This is a genomic window from Burkholderia sp. S171, from assembly GCF_009766085.1.
Taxonomy (GTDB): Bacteria; Pseudomonadota; Gammaproteobacteria; order Burkholderiales; family Burkholderiaceae; genus Caballeronia.
Window position 1 is genome coordinate 256,502 of record NZ_LMUF01000006.1, and the last position, 18,416, is coordinate 274,917.

The 18,416-nt window shown below is 57.6% G+C and carries 12 protein-coding genes and 2 pseudogenes; 8 read left to right on the top strand and 6 right to left on the bottom strand.

Annotated features, from left to right (window positions below; genetic code table 11):
- Positions 1 to 208: 208 nt before the first annotated feature.
- Positions 209 to 1,183, bottom strand: a complete 975-nt coding sequence (locus GSQ93_RS37945) for a methyl-accepting chemotaxis protein (RefSeq protein ID WP_254073725.1) — start codon at positions 1,181 to 1,183, stop codon at positions 209 to 211.
- Here GSQ93_RS37945 and GSQ93_RS37950 point away from each other — a divergent pair.
- The 5 genes and pseudogenes from GSQ93_RS37950 to GSQ93_RS02810 all read left to right on the top strand — a co-directional run.
- The gene (locus GSQ93_RS37950; protein WP_254073726.1) at positions 1,121 to 2,905 is read left to right on the top strand and encodes a hypothetical protein; all 1,785 of its coding nucleotides are present in this window, start codon (positions 1,121 to 1,123) and stop codon (positions 2,903 to 2,905) included. The two genes, GSQ93_RS37945 and GSQ93_RS37950, sit on opposite strands and share 63 nt — an antisense overlap.
- Positions 2,906 to 3,532: 627 nt before the next feature.
- Positions 3,533 to 4,012 (top strand): hypothetical protein, encoded by a 480-nt coding sequence (locus GSQ93_RS02795; RefSeq protein WP_158934140.1) that lies wholly within the window; start codon positions 3,533 to 3,535, stop codon positions 4,010 to 4,012.
- Between the two features lie 662 nt (positions 4,013 to 4,674).
- Complete coding sequence (locus tag GSQ93_RS02800) at positions 4,675 to 6,423, top strand: ShlB/FhaC/HecB family hemolysin secretion/activation protein (protein ID WP_158934169.1); 1,749 nt, start codon at positions 4,675 to 4,677, stop codon at positions 6,421 to 6,423.
- A gap of 665 nt (positions 6,424 to 7,088) precedes the next feature.
- Positions 7,089 to 7,877 carry a M48 family metallopeptidase gene (locus GSQ93_RS02805; RefSeq protein ID WP_254073730.1) on the top strand — a complete coding sequence of 263 codons (789 nt, stop codon included), beginning with the start codon at positions 7,089 to 7,091 and terminating at the stop codon, positions 7,875 to 7,877.
- A pseudogene (locus GSQ93_RS02810) lies at positions 7,874 to 8,476 on the top strand (plasmid partitioning protein RepB C-terminal domain-containing protein); the annotation flags it as partial. The gene GSQ93_RS02805 and the pseudogene GSQ93_RS02810, both read left to right, overlap by 4 nt.
- Positions 8,477 to 8,518: 42 nt before the next feature.
- Here GSQ93_RS02810 and GSQ93_RS02815 read toward each other — a convergent pair.
- Both GSQ93_RS02815 and GSQ93_RS02820 read right to left on the bottom strand, forming a co-directional pair.
- Positions 8,519 to 10,888, bottom strand: a complete 2,370-nt coding sequence (locus GSQ93_RS02815) for a DEAD/DEAH box helicase family protein (RefSeq protein ID WP_158934143.1) — start codon at positions 10,886 to 10,888, stop codon at positions 8,519 to 8,521.
- Positions 10,889 to 11,964: 1,076 nt separating this feature from the next.
- Positions 11,965 to 12,480: a GNAT family N-acetyltransferase gene (locus GSQ93_RS02820; protein WP_158934170.1), complete on the bottom strand. Its 516-nt coding sequence runs from the start codon at positions 12,478 to 12,480 to the stop codon at positions 11,965 to 11,967.
- A gap of 260 nt (positions 12,481 to 12,740) precedes the next feature.
- On the opposite strand from GSQ93_RS02820, the gene GSQ93_RS02825 reads away from it, so the two are divergent.
- Positions 12,741 to 13,247 carry a GNAT family N-acetyltransferase gene (locus tag GSQ93_RS02825; protein ID WP_158934171.1) on the top strand — a complete coding sequence of 169 codons (507 nt, stop codon included), beginning with the start codon at positions 12,741 to 12,743 and terminating at the stop codon, positions 13,245 to 13,247.
- A 105-nt stretch (positions 13,248 to 13,352) separates the two neighbouring features.
- Positions 13,353 to 13,877, top strand: coding sequence for an AAA family ATPase (locus tag GSQ93_RS02830; RefSeq protein ID WP_158934144.1), 525 nt, complete (start codon positions 13,353 to 13,355; stop codon positions 13,875 to 13,877).
- A gap of 288 nt (positions 13,878 to 14,165) precedes the next feature.
- Here GSQ93_RS02830 and GSQ93_RS02835 read toward each other — a convergent pair whose 3' ends face one another.
- The gene (locus GSQ93_RS02835; protein ID WP_216857573.1) at positions 14,166 to 14,585 is read right to left on the bottom strand and encodes a hypothetical protein; all 420 of its coding nucleotides are present in this window, start codon (positions 14,583 to 14,585) and stop codon (positions 14,166 to 14,168) included.
- 185 nt (positions 14,586 to 14,770) lie between these two features.
- Positions 14,771 to 15,697 carry an N-acetyl-gamma-glutamyl-phosphate reductase gene (argC, locus tag GSQ93_RS02840; RefSeq protein ID WP_158934146.1) on the bottom strand — a complete coding sequence of 309 codons (927 nt, stop codon included), beginning with the start codon at positions 15,695 to 15,697 and terminating at the stop codon, positions 14,771 to 14,773.
- Positions 15,698 to 15,825: 128 nt separating this feature from the next.
- On the opposite strand from argC, the gene GSQ93_RS02845 reads away from it, so the two are divergent.
- The gene (locus GSQ93_RS02845) at positions 15,826 to 16,710 is read left to right on the top strand and encodes a LysR family transcriptional regulator (RefSeq protein ID WP_158934147.1); all 885 of its coding nucleotides are present in this window, start codon (positions 15,826 to 15,828) and stop codon (positions 16,708 to 16,710) included.
- Positions 16,711 to 17,646: 936 nt separating this feature from the next.
- Here GSQ93_RS02845 and gyrB read toward each other — a convergent pair.
- Positions 17,647 to 18,416, bottom strand: a pseudogene (gyrB, locus tag GSQ93_RS02850) (DNA gyrase subunit B); the annotation flags it as partial.

An 18,416-nucleotide genomic window follows, 5' to 3' on the forward strand; every position in this document is an offset into this window, starting at 1 on the left:
CGCTTCGATGTAACCGTGGACTGTAAACCGCGCGATGCCTATTGCCGACGCTTGAGATCGTTTTTCACAATTTCGCGGCGTGTAATGACGCGCGTGGGCCTTAGCGAGGAGGACTACGGAAGGGCGTCACGCATAAAGAGAGGGCGATACTCGGTGCCGTGGACAAGCCGGGCAAGCGTCCACGGCACCGTTCGAAACAACCCGCCGCCTACCGCGCCACCTCAAACTCAGCGACCACGCCTTCCATCCGCAAGGCCTGCTCCTTGAGCGAAGCGCTTGCCGCGGCCGCCTCTTCCACCAGCGCCGCGTTCTGTTGCGTCACGCGATCAAGCTGTGCGATCGCGACGTTCACCTGTTCAATGCCATCGACCTGCTGTGCGGAGGCGCCGGCGATCTCGTTGATGATCACATCGACGTCGCTGATCGACGTAATGACGCTTTGAATCGCCGCGTCGGCTTCATGGAAGAGCACGGTCCCGCCCTGCACGCGTTCGGCCGAACGCTCGATCAAGCCCTTCACGTCCTTGGCAGCGACAGCCGTGCGATGGGCAAGTGTCCGCACCTCGCCGGCCACGACCGCGAAGCCTTTACCCTGATCGCCCGCGCGTGCCGCTTCCACTGCCGCGTTCAGCGCAAGGATGTTGGTCTGGAAAGCGATGCTCTCGATAGTCGAAATCATGTCGCCCATCTCGGCCGAGCGCTTGCCGATCTCGTTCATGACGGCCACCGCACGCGTGATGATTTCGCCGCTGCTGGTCGCTTTCGTCGATGCATCGCGACTCAATGCGCCCGCCTGGCGCGCGTTGTCGGTGTTATGGCGGACAGTCGATGTGAGCTCCTCCATGCTCGCGGCAGTTTGTTCGAGAGATGCCGCTTGTTCTTCCGTACGCCGCGACAGGTCGAGGTTTCCCGACGCAATCTCCTCGCTACCCGCGAGCACGGATTCGGCGCTCGCCTTGGTCGAGACAATCATGTCGTTAAGCGCGACGAGCAGCGTGTTCAGGCCGCCGCGAATCGAAGCCAGTTCATCGCGGCCGGTGACGTCCAGCCGGTTCCTGAGGTCCCCCGCGCCCGCGCTCGCCATGCACTCGGCGATCTCCCTCACGTCGTCGCCCGTGCGTTGAGCGAAGGCGAAGAACAGATAGAGTGCGAGGCCCACCGATCCCGCGCTCAGCAGACTCATTGTCCACACTCGGCGAGCCTCGGCGCGGGCGCGATCGGCGAGCAAACCGCGCAGCAGCGTGGAGAGGTTGCCGAGCAGACCGGCATCTCGGCCGGAGATGGTGGATTCAACATCGCGGTAAAGGGCAATACCGATCTGAAGGGCGGGATTATTTCCAGCACGGCGAGCGCGGACCAGAACAGCCTGACGACCGGGACGCTGACTTTTAGTGACATTCAGAATCATGCGGACTACAGCGCGTCGACGAAGGGAATTAGCGGCGCCATGACGACCGGTAATCAGTCGGTCGAAAAGCCGACGGGTCCCACGTCGGGCACGAACACGGGCAGTATCTTGCCTGCCTTGCCCCAGAATTCCAACGGGAGTCAGGACGGCACAACCAGAAGCGCCGTGAGCGACGGCAGTATTGTGTTGACCAACGGGACGCAGCAAACGCAGGCTCTGGCGAGCTTGTCGCGAGATACGACTGGTACAAGCACCGTTCTGAACAAGAGTCCTGACCTGAATAATATCCTCACGAATCAAGCCGATATGGCCGCCGCCGCCAGTGCGGCAGGTGAAGCGGTTTCGAAAACGGTTGGAGATATTGCGACGGCGAAAGAGAAGGCCGCCGATCAGCAATTGACGGCTGCGCAGCAAGCTTATCAAGCAGATCCGAGTGATGCGAACAAGGCTGCACGCGATGCAGCCCAGACCACTGCGGATGGTTGGGCTGACAATGGCGCGTATCGGGCAGCGCTTCATGGGGCTGGCGCTGCGCTGGTCGTGGGATTGGGTGGGGGGAATGCGTTGGGCGCCGCTGCCGGAACAGCCGGTTCAGTGCTTGCTTCTCAGACCACGGGTGATCTGGCGAAACAAGTGACGGGTCAACTCGGGATTACGAACCCGGATGTGAGCGCGGCGGTGACGAACCTTGTGAACAACGTCGAGGCTGGTGGGATTGGCGCGGCGCTGGGAGGATCGTCCGGTGCGGTGGGGGCGTCGAATGCGGATCGCTTCAACCGCCAGTTGCATCCGGATGAAACAGCATGGGTGACGAGGCAGGATACGTTGAAGGCGTTCGAGGCTTACTATGACAAGACTACTGGTCAAACCATTACCGACGACCAAGCAACGCAGCTCTTGCTGGGAAATGGTCTGCGCCTCGTGGACAGCGCGGCGGCCAGTGTGCCCGGCGGGAATGCAGCGGCAGTGGCCTTCATTTCTCAATACGCGCCAACAAATCTGTTTTATGCAACTCCGGCCGATCGAGGTAAGCCGCTTCTCGGTGCAAATTCGAACGGGGCACCTACTCCGGCCCAAAATGCTCTGACCTACGGCGTCACTCCGAGTGGCACTTTCACGATTCAATTGGGAGGGAACGCGGGGGCACACGTTTTCGATCTTGGTGGGACGGGCGAAGTTGGTCTTGCAGTATCTGTAGGCGCGCGCCCGAATATCTGCGCTTATGCTCAAGCATGCGCAACAATGGGGCTTGGTTTTACCGCCTCCGCAGGTGTAGCAGTGACTGTAGGCCAAGGCGGCGCTAGCACTGGCATCACGAACAGCACCGGTGCTTTCGTCGCCGGAGGAGAGGGTGCACTGACAAATATAAACGTTACCAAAGACGCGGACGGCAATATCGCTGGTGGAAAGGGAGTGTTCGGGGTTGGACTCGGAGGAGCCGCCGGCGCGATGCAATGCAAGCAAGCTACTGGATGCATCATAGGAAATGCGCAATGACCTTCTGGACCCTTTTTCCTGCCGTTGTAGTTGTTTTCGGGATCTTCTTCTACATTGCGCAGTTCAAGTTAGACGACCGATATAGGGGGCTAAAAGTCGCAGTTTGGGCGTATCCGTTCGCGATTTCGGGAGCTTTGGCGTTCGCACTTGGGTATCATCGAGTTGGAGTTGTGTTGTTTCTAATGGGCCTACCATTTGTTGCAGTGGGCGCATATCTCCACATATGTTCTACTTTGAAAATCAATCCACGCTTCCGCCGCCCTCCTAACTGGGACGATGACTAAGCTCGAAATGCCGAATCGATAGTTCGGTACAACCGGCAATTGCATCCGGCGGAAGAGCAGAAGCTGAAGCAACTACAGCAAGGCAAAAGTCCGGAAGAACAGTACCGGCTCGCTGCGGCTGAATGCGCCTTGGTACAGTGCTCCGCCGGTATACCCGACAGTGATCCGAACAAGGCCCTTCCGCAACAGGTGCAGAACGATGGCCAGCAGTACGCAGCCGAGCAGGCTACGCTTAAGAACGCTGGGGCGTTCGATGGCTTCGGGAAGACTAATAAAATTGTCGACGGGTACGATCGGTGTCAGGTGTCTATACGACAGGAACAGATTTGGTTGTTAAACGACGATGATCGACGGCGATGCGGCTATCGCGAGAGATCTGTGTATCCGCCAGTTGCCTCCGGATAAACGCAAGTGGCAAGAGACAATGCAAATCGTATTGTGCCGGACAAATCGGGATTCCATCGTGCAACTAAATGATGACATGACGAGCTTCGCCCAGCTCTATGAAACTGTAAACGGCTTCTACAAAGCGCATGAAAATAGACATGTTTCTATTTTTGCTGACCAAGCACCGGGGAGCGGTGAAAGATACTACGTTAGATTTTTAGTGGATAGAAAGCATGTTGCTGAGTATGCAATCGTTAAGGACCGAAATATTTGTCTGAGCGGGCTATCTCTGGGGATCGGCCCGCAGTATTTCGGGCCGGCAGATTTCTGGTCATACAAAGATTCAGAACGCTTTACGTTAGAAGCTTCGACAGAAGCAATTGCCCGCAATCTAGCGTTGCTCGATGAATTTTTTGGTTATGTAGCCCGTAGTTAGACCGGCATATTGGCCACTGTACCCACGAACCCAATTGGGCGAACGACAGCGCCAAGGACTTTGCACAGGTCTACGAGGAAAGGACCGGTCAGAGGTCGCGTTCGAATAAGCGTAGAAGATATTGCCGGTGAATGCTTCGACTCCGGCGAGCGCGGTGCGTGACACAACTGGCTTGCATGTTACCAATGACGTTGCACGGAACGACTCCTTTTTGAAAAATCAGTGCATGTTGAATACGCCATTGTCGACTGTGATAAACCTTATTCAGCACGGTCAGGACAAATTTCCCGTACTGCTGGAGTGCTCTGACTCTACAGGGAACAGCGACGCCCACTATTGATGCGACGGGGCCATTTTCAGCAGGTCGGAACACTGAAGACAATTCTATCGAGGTGGGAAGAACACGCGTTGCGAGGCGCGGGAATCGCTGGAAGCGAACGCACCGTTCCTGTCTCAGTAGCCCGGGGACGTCAGGCCACAACGAAAACTGCTGTGGTTCATCGAACGATGTAAATGCGAGTCACGGTCAAAACTCCTTCGCACTAAAGAATTCCCAATCGATGCCGTTAAAACAAACTTCTGTGCGTCGCTTTATTCGCTAAGCATTTAGTGATTTTCCCGCAAGCTGCTTCTTGGAAACAACCAAAATCGCATCCACGACGATCAACGTCGCATTAAGCGCCGATCTGTTGACCGCCAATTTCGGTGCTCAGGCGCAAACCCTGCCTGCTTCGACCGATGCCGCAAACGCAGCACGCGCAGCGGCTCAGCAGAATCAGCTCCTCGACCAGCAGCGCGAAGCTCGGGAACGCGCACGTGTCGTGAATGCGCCTTCGGTTCAATCAAGCGCGCCGCGGGCGGGCGCCTATCCCAGCCTTCCGGCTGAAACACCGTGCTTCCCTATCGACCGCTTCTCGCTTGACGTGCCAACGCTGCTACCCGATGCAGCGCGCAGGCTAGGCGCCTCGGCGTTGCCTCTGGACCCCTTCGCTTTCGCGCAGGACTGGCTATCGCATTACGCAGGACAGTGTATCGGCAAGCGAGGCATTGAGACGATTGTTGGCGCGCTGACCGAGACCATCCTGAGCCGCGGCTATGTCACCACGCGGGTTCTCGTGCCTCAGCAGGACGTGTCGAGTGGTGAACTGAAACTCACGCTGATACCGGGCGTCATCCGTGCACTGCGTTTTGCCGATCCGTCGATGCGCGGCACGTGGAAAACTGCTTTCCCCGCGCGCTCAGGCGACTTGCTAAACCTGCGCGCACTTGAGCAGGGCCTAGAGCAGATGAAGCACGTGTCCAGCCAAGACGTAGATATGCAAATCGTTCCCACCGAGCAGCCTGGCGAAAGTGATGTAGTGATTTCGGTGAAGCGCCAGAAACCCTGGACGTTCATAGCATCTGTCGACAACTCGGGCACGCGGGCGACAGGCAAGCTGCAGGGTAACGTGAGCGTTGGTATCGACAATCTATTGGGGTTGAACGATATCCTCAATGCGGGCGCGAATCAGGATCTTGAGTTTGGCGACAAGACGCGCGGCTCGCACGGCTGGAATGCGTTCTACTCGATTCCTTATGGATTCTGGACGGTCACGCTTTCGGGCAACACAAACACGTATTACCAGCAGATCGCTGGCGTCAACCAGACGTTCGTCTCCAGCGGCAATAGTCAAACCCTCGATCTCAAGATTCAGCGCGTGCTAAGCCGTAGCCAGGCCGATGTGCTCGGCATGGAGATGCGATTGAACAAGCGCTTTGGCGCGAGCTATATCGAAGACACCGAGATTACCCAGCAGCGCCGGGACAATACCTTTGTTGAAGCCGGGCTGACCGACCGGCATTTCTTCGGATCGACGCAGTTCGACGGCAGCCTCGCGTACCGGCAGGGCATCGGCTGGCTAGGGGCGACACCCGACACGTCAGCGCAAACGGGCGGTCCCACCTATCGTTTCAAAATGGCTGTGCTTGACGCGAACCTCTCTGTACCGTTTCAGATCGCAAGCGAGGCGCTGCGATACGTGACCAGTTTTCACGGGCAGTTCACCAACGACCAGCTGTTCTACATCGATGACCTTTCGATCGGCAGCCGCTACACGGTTCGGGGATTTGACGGGGAGACGTTGCTGGCCTCAGAGCGCGGCTTCTTCTGGCGCAACGAACTGCAAATTCCGATCGGATCGACGGGACAATCGTTTTACGCTGGTATTGACTATGGGCACGTATATGGGCAAAACACTGCTGTGCTGGCAGGAACACAACTGGCCGGCGCGGTTATTGGCTTTAGAGGTTCAGCGGCGGCCAAGTTCGGTTCTTTTGCTTATGACCTGTTCGCGGGAACTCCCCTTTACAAACCGCGAATCTTTCCAACCGCGCGGGTGACGGTGGGATTTCAGCTGACTTCGCAATTCTAAAATTTAGGATAAAAATTAACGCGGCACGGAGCTCTCGGCCCTCGCTATTGCTGGCGGTGTAAATAACGGTAAAGAGGTCGGAGGGCGATCGGGATGCTGGCTCCCTGGGAATCCAGATCGCGTTTGAGGGCTACCGGGCACGGAGGGAGCTCGCGATGGTAGCAAACGAGACAGGCGAAAGTCCAGAGAAGGAGAGGCGGGACGCACCGACCTATGACGGCCGGGCGGGTCGATAGTCTCGCCGTCATTCGCCACACTGGTCCAAGACGAAGAACGGCGCCCGCTTCGGCCCGCCACTGCATCGGGTCGACGCCACGGCAAGTTGGCGTCTCCGCTGCGAAATTCGATCGGCCGCTCCGGATGAAGCACTACCTGCGCCATCGTCGCCGAGCTCGAACCCTTAGGTGTCCGCCGCCGTCCCGGTCGCACATGCTATCGCCTGAAGTTTCGGATATGCCGGCAGTTAACCTAAGACTGATTCCCAAAAAAACCACATGAAACGCATTAACGTCTACCCGAAATTTGCCCGAAACATGCTGGCGGTGCTGTTTATTCTATTTGCGGCGTCCACGGCGCTTTTGATAGTGCAACAGAAATTTTCGCTTCCGCCCAACACTGCTGCGTCCTTTGCCGCTATCGTATTTGTGCTTCTGGCGTTTCCCCTGATGTCGACCACGCAGTACCTTTTGAACATCAACGACGTGGAAGCCGGCAATCGTTCGTTTCGGGAAGCCGAGAACCTGCGTGAACTCGTCGCGCCGCTGCTGATCGATCTAGACTACGACGTGAGAATCGGGCAGTACCCCTCCAGCGACCTTAATGCGTTTGCGATTTCCTCCGTATTCGGGAAAAAGGCCCTGATCGGCTTTTCCACGCAACTGGTAGACAAGGCATCGCGAGAAGAGCTGCTTGCGATCGCAGCACACGAGGTCGCGCATCTCCGGCACGGCGACACGAGAAATAAGGCATATATCCTTGCATTCAATCACGCATTGAAGGTATATCCGTGGCTATTTGCCGAGCTATCGCGGCGAAGTGTCCGGCAGGCAGCGATTCCTGTCGGGCTCATCGTGTTCGTCGGCTTCGTCGCCATCGCTCTGCTCAGCGGATCGACCGAGGCCTTCAGTTTCCTCGGGTTGCTCACGCGAGGTCTTGCGCCTATCGCCTGGAAGGCGGGGCTATGCGTCGTGGCCTTTATCGCGCTTGATTACGTCCTGCATCGGGTTTTCTGCAGCTATAGCCGCGAGCGGGAGTTCGCCGCCGACGCACGCGCGGCCGAGATGACCTCGCCCGAGGCCATGATCTCCGCGCTGAACCTGCTCACCGACCCCGGCACGGCGGTCAGCGTCTTCGATACGCACCCACCCATGGGCGAACGAAAGCGCCGCTTGCGGATGATCTCGTCCGGGGTACACGAACGCGAACGCAAGAGCGACCCTGGTTCGTCAGCGTGAGCCGGCTCTCGACGATCCAGGAGCATCGCATGATCCGACGAGCGGTCGAGCGAGGCGTATCGCCCGAACGGCTGGCGAAGGCACTTGCCGTCGATGTGACCCAAATCCTCAAGCGGATGGCGTTGCTGGACGGGGTCTGCGCGGAGGCCGCCGAGTTGCTGAAGGACCGGCAGTTTTCACCGGAGCTGGTTCGCGCACTACGCAAGATGAAAACGACCCGTCAGGTCGAGTGCGTGGAACTGATGACCGCGGCGAACAACCTGTCCGTGGCGTATGCCGAAGCACTGCTCGTCGCAACACCGGCATCCCGGTTGGTCGACGGAAAAAACCCGAAGAAACTGACGGGCGTGGGCCCCGAGCAGATGGCGAAAATGGAACGGGAGATGAGTAATCTGCAGGGGCAGTACAAGCTAGTGGAGCAGACCTACGGGCAGGACGTGCTCAACCTTGTCCTTGCAAAAGGCTATCTCGCGCGGCTGCTTGAGAACGAATCGGTGCGTCAGTACCTGCAAGCACAGCAGGCGGATTTGCTCGTCGAGTTCCAGGCTATCGTGGATACGATCGCCTTGGATCAGCCCGCGCTTGAAGCAGCGGCATAAAGGTCGTCGTGCCCTCTATCGATTAAGGGGCCGAACGTTAGATCACAATAGTTGTTCAGCCGGGCGCGCGTTTACCAAGCTATAGCCCATGGCTCGATAGCCTGTCTGGCGCTTGTCCCACATGCGCAGTAGCCCCGAATGCGCGGTGTCGACGAAATCAATGATCCGCACGTCGACCTTCGTCGCATGCTCCCTATGCAGACGCCCCGCATATTGCTGGAGGGTGCCTTTCCATGAGATTGGCATGGCAAGAACAAGCGTGTCGAGCGGCGGATGATCAAACCCCTCGCCGACCAGCTTGCCTGTCGCGAGGAGCACCCGTGGTGCATCAGCCGGTAGCGCATCGAGTTCAGCAGTCACCAGATTGCGCTGCTTCTTCGACATCCGGCCATGTAGCGTGAAAATCTTTTCGATTCGTCCGGCCAAGGCCTCTTCGATGGCCGCAATATGATCCGTGCGCTCGGTCAGCACGAGAACCTTGCGTCCACGGGAGAATGCATCCGCGACCTCGTCTGCGATCGCTGCCGTCCGCTGCATATCGGTAGCGACCTGTCGGAACACGTCCTGAATGCCGGCCTCGGCTGGTAAATCGATTTTGCCCCCCCACATCCTTGGTATGACCTCAAGGTCGTGAGGGGCTGTCTCCGCGCGAGATGCCGTATGTCGGATTGGACCGCACTGCATGAAGATGATTGGATGCTGGCCGTCACGGCGGATCGGCGTCGCCGTTAATCCCAAAACGTACCTCGCCTTGACCCGCTTTAATAGTGCTTCGAACGAAACCGCTGATATGTGGTGACACTCGTCCACAATCACGTGCCCGTAGTGCTCGACCAACTCACTCGTTTCGCCCTGTCGCGACAGTGACTGCATGACAGCAATATCTATTTTGCCGCTTCGTTTCGCTTTGCCGCCGCCAATCGTGCCGACGACGCCTTTTCCAACGCCAAGAAATGATTGCAGTCTTTCTTGCCATTGCCTGAGCAGTTCGGTCCGATGTACAAGCACAAGCGTGTTCACACCGCGTCGCGCTATCAGCGCAGCCGCGCTCACTGTCTTGCCAAACGCGGTAGGCGCACTTAGCACGCCGGTGTCATATCGCAGCATGGCGGTTACGGCGGTTTCCTGGTCTGGACGTAGCGTGCCCGCGAACGCGAGATCGAGCGGTTCTCCCGCGAACCGTTCATCATGAAGATCGCACCGGATCTTGTTGTCACGAAGTAGATCTCGCGCCGCGTCGAGACATCCGCGCGGCAATGCAACGTGCTTCGGGTAGTTTTCGGCGCAGCCGATGATGCGTGGTTTGTCCCATACGGGGAAGCGCATCGCCTGTGCCTTGAAGAACTCCGGATTTGGGAAAGCAGCCAGGCGAATTAGCCGGTTAAGCAGAGGCTGGGGAAGCTTCGTTTTCTCGAAATAGATCAGGTTTGCCAAGGTGACAGAGAGCGACTCCGGCATGAGACCCGGTAGCGTGTTCCCCGACATGGGACGGGACTTCCACGGTTCCTGCTTGTCTTCGTCAGTGATGAACGTGACGTCGAGTGGGTGTGTCCCACCTGTGGCACCTGAAATCGCCGATTCGATAGCGTCAGGGGCAAGCGACTGGAGGGAGGCCAGATATGCCCATTGGTCGGCGTAAGGCAGCAGCTGTTCGTCCACGAAAACGCTGCAACCACGCTCGCGCGGTGTTTTCTGCAGCGGGAGTGCTATCAGATTGCCGAAACCACCCTTGGGTGTCGTGTCCTGGCTTGGGAACAGTCGGTCGTAGGACGCCAGTTTCAGTTGCCGCGTTTGTGCGCAGGTGTGACTGATTATTGCGGTACCGAGGCGTCTCGCATCGCGGGCGGGTACGGCAGACAGGAAGAAAATCCAGACGTGGGCGCCGTTGCCTGAACGCGAGATTTCCAGCGCGGCGGGCACGCCCAATTCAACGCACGAAGATCTGAAGGCTTGTGCATCTTCGCGCCAGTCGGCGTCGTCGAAATCGACGGCGAGAAAGCGACAGGTATCGTTTGCCAGCAAGGGATAAACGCCAATCGTATGTCTGCCGGCGAGATGGTCATAGATGATCTGGTCGGACAGCGGTATCAGGAGCCGGTTACCGCAATCACCGCATTTGATGCGGGGTTTCTCGCAGACACCTGGTCGCCATTCGTTGGCGCACGCCGGCGAGTAGCCCGACTTGCCCGTCTTACTCTCCCATCTGATCGGGTACGTGTCGATGCGCCCCTGAAACAGGCGGCGGAACAGTACGACCTTCTCATCCGTGTTCAAGCGCGCAGGCTCAGGTTGCGACGGTGCTGCTGGCGCGGGTAGATGCGGCCGCGCATCGATCCCATGCGCGTCGAGCAACGCCAGAAGTCGCGCATTCTCGGCGTGCAGTTTTTCAAGTTCATCTGAGGCAGAAGTCATTGGGAACATACTTCGCGAGTGGCGTGTCGCTAGGTCGGTTGATCCGAGTTTCGAGGCGGTGCGGATGCGCCCAGTTATGAGGGTACGCGCGACGAAGGTCTCGCCACTCATGTGCGCCGCTACGAGGCGGAGCAGATTGGTGGCAGACGCCAACCGCAATCAGTACTGCGGCAACTTCAAAGGGGATATTACCGTAGTCGACTGTGACGATTAGCCAAGGGTCCGATGGCCATTTGATGTCGGCTTACGCTCAGGCGCAGACGCCGCATGCCAAGCGTATCAACAGGTTTCGCACGGAGTCATAGATCGCCTGAGTGTCGAGCAGCTTCGCGCGGCGATCGAACGCCGCTTTGGCATTCGATATTCTCGCGGCCATGTCTGGAAGATCGCGACGGATCTCGACCTATCACATTTGATGCGCGAAGCGTGTCGTTAAAGGAGAGAGCCTTTAAGCATTGCCGGCTGACACTGCAAACACATGCGTGCGCGGCGGCGACCGGCCAGGGGCAAATGCCGGCGAGGCGTATGTCGGGGGATGCGACCGATAAATTCAGTTCTTAGTCGTCATTGTTGCGCACGTCGTCGTGGATCGCGAGTGCGAGTGCAGATAACATGCGTCTACCTTTTCGTGTCCCCTTCGCCGGAGTCTGAATCAACAACCATGCCACGCCCACAACAGTCGATTAGCCCAGCGGCACGAATCCACCTACTTTGCTATTTAGTGACGAGTGCGCTCGCCTCGCACGCTTTGACGAAAACATGGCGCGTCGACCACGTGGTCGAATCGGCACGCATCTGGTTGGTTAGGAATCGGATGTCGGCGAGTTGGCTTGACCGTCTGATGCTTGGACAAATGGCGCTAAAGTTGTCCCGCGAGCACTTGACCGGTGTGCATGCAGTACGTCAATCGGATGTGCTTACGCTGTTCACGAATGAGCTGACGCTGAACTATCAAAACCCACTGGTCGGGCACATCTGGCAAAGGTGCAACGATGCGGTGGAGGCCAACGCTTCCCGGACCGGCGCATAGCGGCCAGGAACGGACTGTCATCGCGCCCTCCCAAATCGACGACAATCTATACTTCCATCAGGTACCGACGGTCGATTACTGGCGTTGTATCGATGAAACCAGCTTGAGTGCCTGCAAATCGCCAGCCGTTTCGCTCGTAGAAGGCAATCGCACGAGCATTAGCGTCGAGTACATAAAGATGCATCAGATTCTGATTTTGTTCTCTGGTCCATCTACGCGCCGCGTCAATCATTAGCTTTCCGGCTCCACATCCTTGATGAGTTGCGAGCACATGAAGGCAGTCAAGCAGTGTTCCGTGGGACGAGTCATCCACATTCTCGGCACTAACGAAACCAACCGGGGCTCCTTCATGCTCGGCCAACATGACGAGGCCTCGCGCTTTTGCTGGTTTCGCCATATAGTTTTCCCAATGAGCGACATGCTCAGCCGGCACTTTTTCAAGTAGATACGCGGCGGGCAGGATGTGATAGTAAGCTGCCTGCCAACTTTGGGTATGCAGTCTAGCTATGTGCAACGCATCGGCGCGCTCAGCCTCGCGTAGTAAGATTTTGCTTTCCGCCATGTCAGTCAATTTCAGCTCTTGGCGTCCATCGTAGCTCCTTTGTTTCTTCGCATAATAACGCGGGCACAAGATCCGAGATGGTGGTGTGCCACCGGTAGCCGACAGGCTGGGGCCGGCCAATATCCTCCCTTCGTCGTCCTCGCCCAGATCGTCGACAACATTGGCCTATGCGGGATGGCGAAACGCCTGACTGTCAGAACTTGCATGGCATGGTTGATATCGGGTACGGTAAGCGCTCTTTGGTCATCCTCTCATATCGCATGGTCACTGTCCGCCTACTAGATCCCGACGATGCGGAGCAATTTAAAGCATTGCGTCTCGTTGCTGTCGATAACGCCCCCACCGCCATATGGCCGACCAGGGAGGAGGAGCTAGCACGTTCGATCGAGGAGATCGCCGCCCGCATTCGTTCGACGCCGACACAGGCAGTGTTCGGAGCGTTTGAGAGCGATGTGCTGATCGGTATCACTGGCGTCCGTCGTGAATCGCTGCGTCAGGTGAATCACAAAGCCACGATTTGGGGCGTGTTTGTCAACCCTTCATCCCGTGGACAAGGAATCGCACAAACGCTTTTGTCGGCAGCAACAGCGCACGCGACCGAACAGTGGGACGCCGTCCAACTGATGCTTTGCGTCAATGCAGAGAACCTGCCGGCAAAGAGGCTTTATGCGTCGCACGGCTTTCAGACGTTTGGCCTGGAACCCCGCGCCATGAAGGTTGGAGATCGTTTTTATGACGAAGAACATATGTGCAAACAGGTGCTCTAGCATGCCGCATTGCGCTAGACCGTGTTCGGCCACAAGGAGACTGTCGACCTCGGGACGTAGATCGATGACAATCTGTCTGGGTCTACTAATCAGGGAGCATTGAAAGTGTTGATCGCCTTCGGCGGACTACCGGGCACCGGGAAGACAACAGTAGCGCAAACGCTCGCGCGCAAGCTCGCAGCCGTTTATCTGCGCATAGATACGTTGGAACAGGCAATCAAGGCGTGCAAAAGCGGCCACGCGGATATCGGGGCTGCCGGCTATCTGGCCGCATATGCGGTCGCCGGGGACAACTTGCGGCTCGGGTCGACAGTCGTCGCGGACTCGGTCAATTCGCTGCAAATTACGCGCGGCGCTTGGAGAAAAGTGGCGTTCGACGCAGGTGTGCTGATTTTCGAGATCGAGTTGGTTTGTTCGGATGTTGCAATGCACCGGCATCGGGTTGAGGGGCGAAAGGCCGATATCCCGAGTTTTCAGTTGCCGACTTGGCAGAGCGTGCTTGAACGTCAATACGAACCATGGGAATCAGCGCATCTCGTGGTCGACACTGCGAAATTTTCGGTTGAGCAGGCCGTCGAAGCAATCACGCAACGACTGTCGTTGGCCCTTCCAGGGAATCGAATCGTTTAGGAAAGGCACGTCAAACATGCTGATTGCATGAGACGATGTTCGGCCATGAACGGACCTTCGACAATCACGTCGGGGTCGTTGACGATCAAGTTTCATGCGCGCGTTCAACTGCAGCTTCGATATTACTCGGGAGAACTGCGGAAATGCGCGCCACGCGTCCAGCCCGACAGGACACGACAACAACGCTTAGAATAGCGAGGAAAATGGCACTGGACCTGAACTGCCGGGTCGCCTACGGGAATTGAGTGTCGAGTGAGGCGCTTTCAATCTCTAGCTCAACTCCCGACGTCAAGGTTGGATACTGCCTAACGACTTATCGAAGACGTCCACCTGCGCCATCATGCTCTCGTCGAGCCCGCTGATTGCGTGAGGAAGATCGGCTACGATCGCATCCATGAAGTGGTAGGTATACGGATCGATAGCCTTCATCCAATGGACGGGCTGTCGAAAAACCGCTTCGTGCGTATCGCCAGTGAACATATCGATTTCGCCGATGATCAGACGCGTATAGGCGCTCATCGGGCCGCTGGAGCTATACGCCGGCGACACGTAAATCACGAGCACCGCGTCGCTCTCGCGGTAGACGGGGCCGCTTGCGTGCCAGTGGTTATGATCGTCCCGCAAAAAGGTGGGGAGTGGACGCTGAGCACCGTGATCGCACCGGGGTTCAAGAGTTTCCACATGAGTCGCATCAATCATCCCATTCAAGAGTCGTTATCGATTATTCGTCCACTCACGCTTTTATCGGAACGTTAGCGAAAAACTTAAGGATTCCCGCTACACAAGAATGGGTCGCGACATCCGTTTGAAGTTCGATTGTGATCGACCATGAGAGCGCAGTGGATCGCCGTCAGACCCATTGCGGCCAATAAGCGACATTCGACCGGCCACCATTACTGCGCGAGCATCAGGTTCAGGTTCTGAACCGCAGCGCCGGCTGCGCCTTTGCCGAGATTATCGAAAACCGCGGATAGCAGAACGTGCCCGTGCTCCATGTTAGGAAACACGCTTAAGCGCATATCGTCCGTACCGTTCAGTACCTGCGGATCCAGCTGCGTTAAAACGCGCGATTCGTGCAGCGGCAGGACATGTACGTGGGCCGCCTCGGCATAGTGGCGTGCGAGGCACGCGTGTAACTTGGCGCCGTCTACGTAGGGTGCCAGCAGCCGCACATCCAAGGGCACCGTCAGCACGATGCCCTGGCGGAACCCACCATACGCAGGGACGAAGATCGGACGCTGCGCGAGTCCGGCGTGCTGCTGGATCTCCGGGGTGTGCTTGTGCGCGAGCTCCAGACCATATACCTGGTATGACGGTGCGTTGACAGCACCCTGTCCTTCGTGTTCCTCCACGCCGGCACGTCCGCGTCCGGAGTAGCCGGACACCGCGTAAATGCTGACCGGGTAGTTGTCTGGTATAAGCCCGGCGTGCAGCAGGGGACGCAGCAGGCCAATTGCACCGGTCGGATAGCAACCTGGATTGGTGACCCGACGTGCGGTCGCAATGCGCTCAGCCTGACCCGGAGTCATTTCCGGAAAGCCGTATGTCCAGTCCGGCTGCGTGCGGTGGGCGGAACTTGCGTCGATTACTCTGACGGCAGGATTGACAATGGCGTCCACCGCCTCGCGCGCGGCGCCATCGGGCAGGCAGAGGATGGCGAAGTCGCAGGCGTTGATGGCTTCGGCGCGACGCCTGGAATCCTTGCGTTCCGCCGCGGGCAGCGTGACCAGTTTCAGATCGGTCCGGTCGCGAAGCCGTTCGTGAATTTGCAACCCGGTGGTGCCTTGGTCGCCGTCGATGAAAACAAGGGGAGAGCTCATGCGCGGAATACTCCGGTGACTGGGTAATAACAAGTAGAACGAGCCTGCTATCTTCTGCGCACCGCTAGAATAGCGAAAGTTGAATTTCATAACTTAGATATTCAGTTTTTCTGAATCTGGACGCCGACATGCGAGAGATCAGCCTGGACCGTTTGCGCACCCTGGTCGCTATTGCCGACCGTGGCTCATTCGCCGACGCGGCGCGTACGTTGCATCTGGCGCCACCAACGGTCAGCCTCCACATCGCTGAACTGGAAGAGCGTATCGGGGCTCCGCTCCTGTCGCGCAAGCGTGGACATGTTCGGCCGTCGGCAACAGGCGAGTTGTTGGTCGAGCGCGCGCGTCGACTGCTGGCCGACGCGGAACAGGCGTTAGACGATGTTCACCGCCAGGTTCAAGGGCTTGTCGGACGCGTTCGGCTCGGAGCATCGACTGGCGCGATTGCGCACCTTCTGCCTCAAGCGCTTGAAGTGCTGCGTCAGCACCATCCCGCTATCGATATTCAGATCGCGGTACTCACCTCGCATGAAACGCTAACCCGATTAGCGGATGGGACGCTGGATATCGGGCTGGTCGCACTGCCTCAGCCTCCGGCGGCTGGACTCGTGATAAAGCCTTGGCGCCGCGACCCCGTGATGGCCTTTGTGCCGGCGCATTGGCGGTGTCCGGCTCGCATTACGCCTGAATGGCTCGCCGCTCAACCTCTCATTCTTAATGATGCGACCACGCGTCTCTCCCGTCTGACTGCGGAGTGGTTTGCGACCGGAGGGCACCATCCCGCGCCGCGCATTCAGCTCAACTACAACGACGCAATCAAGAGCCTGGTAGCGGCAGGTTATGGCGCAGCGCTGTTGCCCCATGAGGCCGCTACGCCATTGCCTGACCCGCGCATTGCCATGCGTCCGCTGCGCCCTGCGTTGTGGCGTCGCCTTGGTGTTGCACATCGTGCGGGGTACGTCGAACGTTCCACGCAACACGTACTCGATGTGTTGTGGGATCTGCGATTGGCGTAGGAGTTTGCCATTTCTCGCTTCGGTTCGTTCTCGCGATAGGACAGTAGCCTATTGCACGCCACGACGAACGAATGGCCGGTTTGTAGAAATTCGACAGACCGAATTGGGTCGCTTTGTGCCTTTTGCATCCGCGCTGCAATCAGAGATCGATTGAGGTCCGCGTCGGGCTCTGTGCGGCCACTTTTAGTCATTCGACAGCGCAGGCTAATTTCGCGACAATGTGCGTTTTAAAAAGAACGCAATAACGGATCCATGCTTACTCTGGCAGACCCTCGCATCCGAGACATTGAACTTAAAGAAGGTGCTGCGCCGTTCGTTGACTTGGGATCGTTCTCGCAGCTTATTTCAGTTGATGTCAGTCGCAGGCTCATTTCGAGCCAGAGCGAATACTTTCTTTGGGTTCGCGAACCGATCGCTGCGCGCTTGCTTACGGCATCCGTGGCGTTGCCGGGTCAGTTTCGCCTTCTTGTCACGGAAGGATACCGACCTCTCGCCCAACAGCGGGCTTCGTTTGCGCGATACGCAGAGGAACTGCGCAATGCAAACCCGGAACTAGATGAAGATGCCATTTTCGACCGCGCGAGCATGTATGTTGCGCCGCCCGACGTGGCTGCCCTCCCTCTTGCTTGACCTCTCGCCCCGTCAGTCCGTCGCAATAACTGACGTCTGCGCTTGCAGTCACTTAGCTCGACCAAAGTCTCAAGCGGCGAATGTGAAGGCTCACGGAAACTTGCCTGACTTTTTTTACTATCTGTGTCAGCAGTCTTTCAGGTTTTCACTTGCCTGGCACAGCTTTCACTTTCTGTCGCACCCGACAACCCGGACACCAACCATTTCTGCCTCATCGCAGTAGGCCAGTTGCATTAACTCTGTCCCACAGTCGCAAAACTGTGGCGCCAGTCGCAATTACTCTGGCGCCCTACGATAATCACAATCTCAAACGTCAATATTCCCCGCCCGCAACGCGTTCGATTCAATAAACGCGCGACGCGGCTCAACGTCATCACCCATCAGCGTTGTAAAGATGCCATCGGCTGCAATGGCGTCTTCAATCTGAACACGCAACAAACGGCGCACGGTTGGGTCCATCGTTGTTTCCCACAACTGCGACGGGTTCATTTCGCCCAAGCCCTTATATCGCTGCTTGGTCACGTTACGCTCCGCATCCGCGATCAACCATTTCATCGCGCTCTTGAAGTCGGTCACCGCCATCGACCGCTCGCCGCGTTTAATCACCGCACCCGGCCCGATCAAACCCTTGAACGTATTCGCGGTCGTTTGCAGCTGCTTGTAATCCGCGGTCAGCTGGAAGTCTTCATCGATAACTGACACCTTCACGTTCCCATGATGCCGGCGATTGATATGCAACGACCGAACCTCGCGTACCGTGTCATAAGCCGGCTCAACAGTCACTTCCGGCTTCAACGGATCAGCACGTAAAGCCGCCTGCAAAGCGGCAGCCGAAACCACGGTGGATTCTTGCGTCGACAAATCCAGCTCAATGCCATCCATCACCGCGCCAAGCGCATTGACGTCGTAAAACCGGCTGAGACGATCCACCACCGCCTGCGCGAGCAAATACGCACGCGCCAATTCACCGAGCGCGTCGCCGGTAATCGGCGTGGCGCCTTCAGCAGCAGTCAGCTCCGAACCCTGCAATGCCAGCTTCAACATATGCTGATTCAGTTCGTGCGTGTCCTTCAAAT

What these genes read in the sequence shown, in the direction of transcription:
- GSQ93_RS37945 (WP_254073725.1), bottom strand. Translation starts at nt 1,183, where the DNA reads ATGAGTCTGCTGAGCGCGGGATCGGTGGGCCTCGCACTCTATCTGTTC.
- GSQ93_RS02795 (WP_158934140.1), top strand. Translation starts at nt 3,533, where the DNA reads ATGATCGACGGCGATGCGGCTATCGCGAGAGATCTGTGTATCCGCCAG.
- GSQ93_RS02805 (WP_254073730.1), top strand. Translation starts at nt 7,089, where the DNA reads ATGTCGACCACGCAGTACCTTTTGAACATCAACGACGTGGAAGCCGGC.
- GSQ93_RS02815 (WP_158934143.1), bottom strand. Translation starts at nt 10,888, where the DNA reads ATGACTTCTGCCTCAGATGAACTTGAAAAACTGCACGCCGAGAATGCG.
- GSQ93_RS02820 (WP_158934170.1), bottom strand. Translation starts at nt 12,480, where the DNA reads ATGGCGGAAAGCAAAATCTTACTACGCGAGGCTGAGCGCGCCGATGCG.
- GSQ93_RS02825 (WP_158934171.1), top strand. Translation starts at nt 12,741, where the DNA reads ATGGTCACTGTCCGCCTACTAGATCCCGACGATGCGGAGCAATTTAAA.
- argC (WP_158934146.1), bottom strand. Translation starts at nt 15,697, where the DNA reads ATGAGCTCTCCCCTTGTTTTCATCGACGGCGACCAAGGCACCACCGGG.
- GSQ93_RS02845 (WP_158934147.1), top strand. Translation starts at nt 15,826, where the DNA reads ATGCGAGAGATCAGCCTGGACCGTTTGCGCACCCTGGTCGCTATTGCC.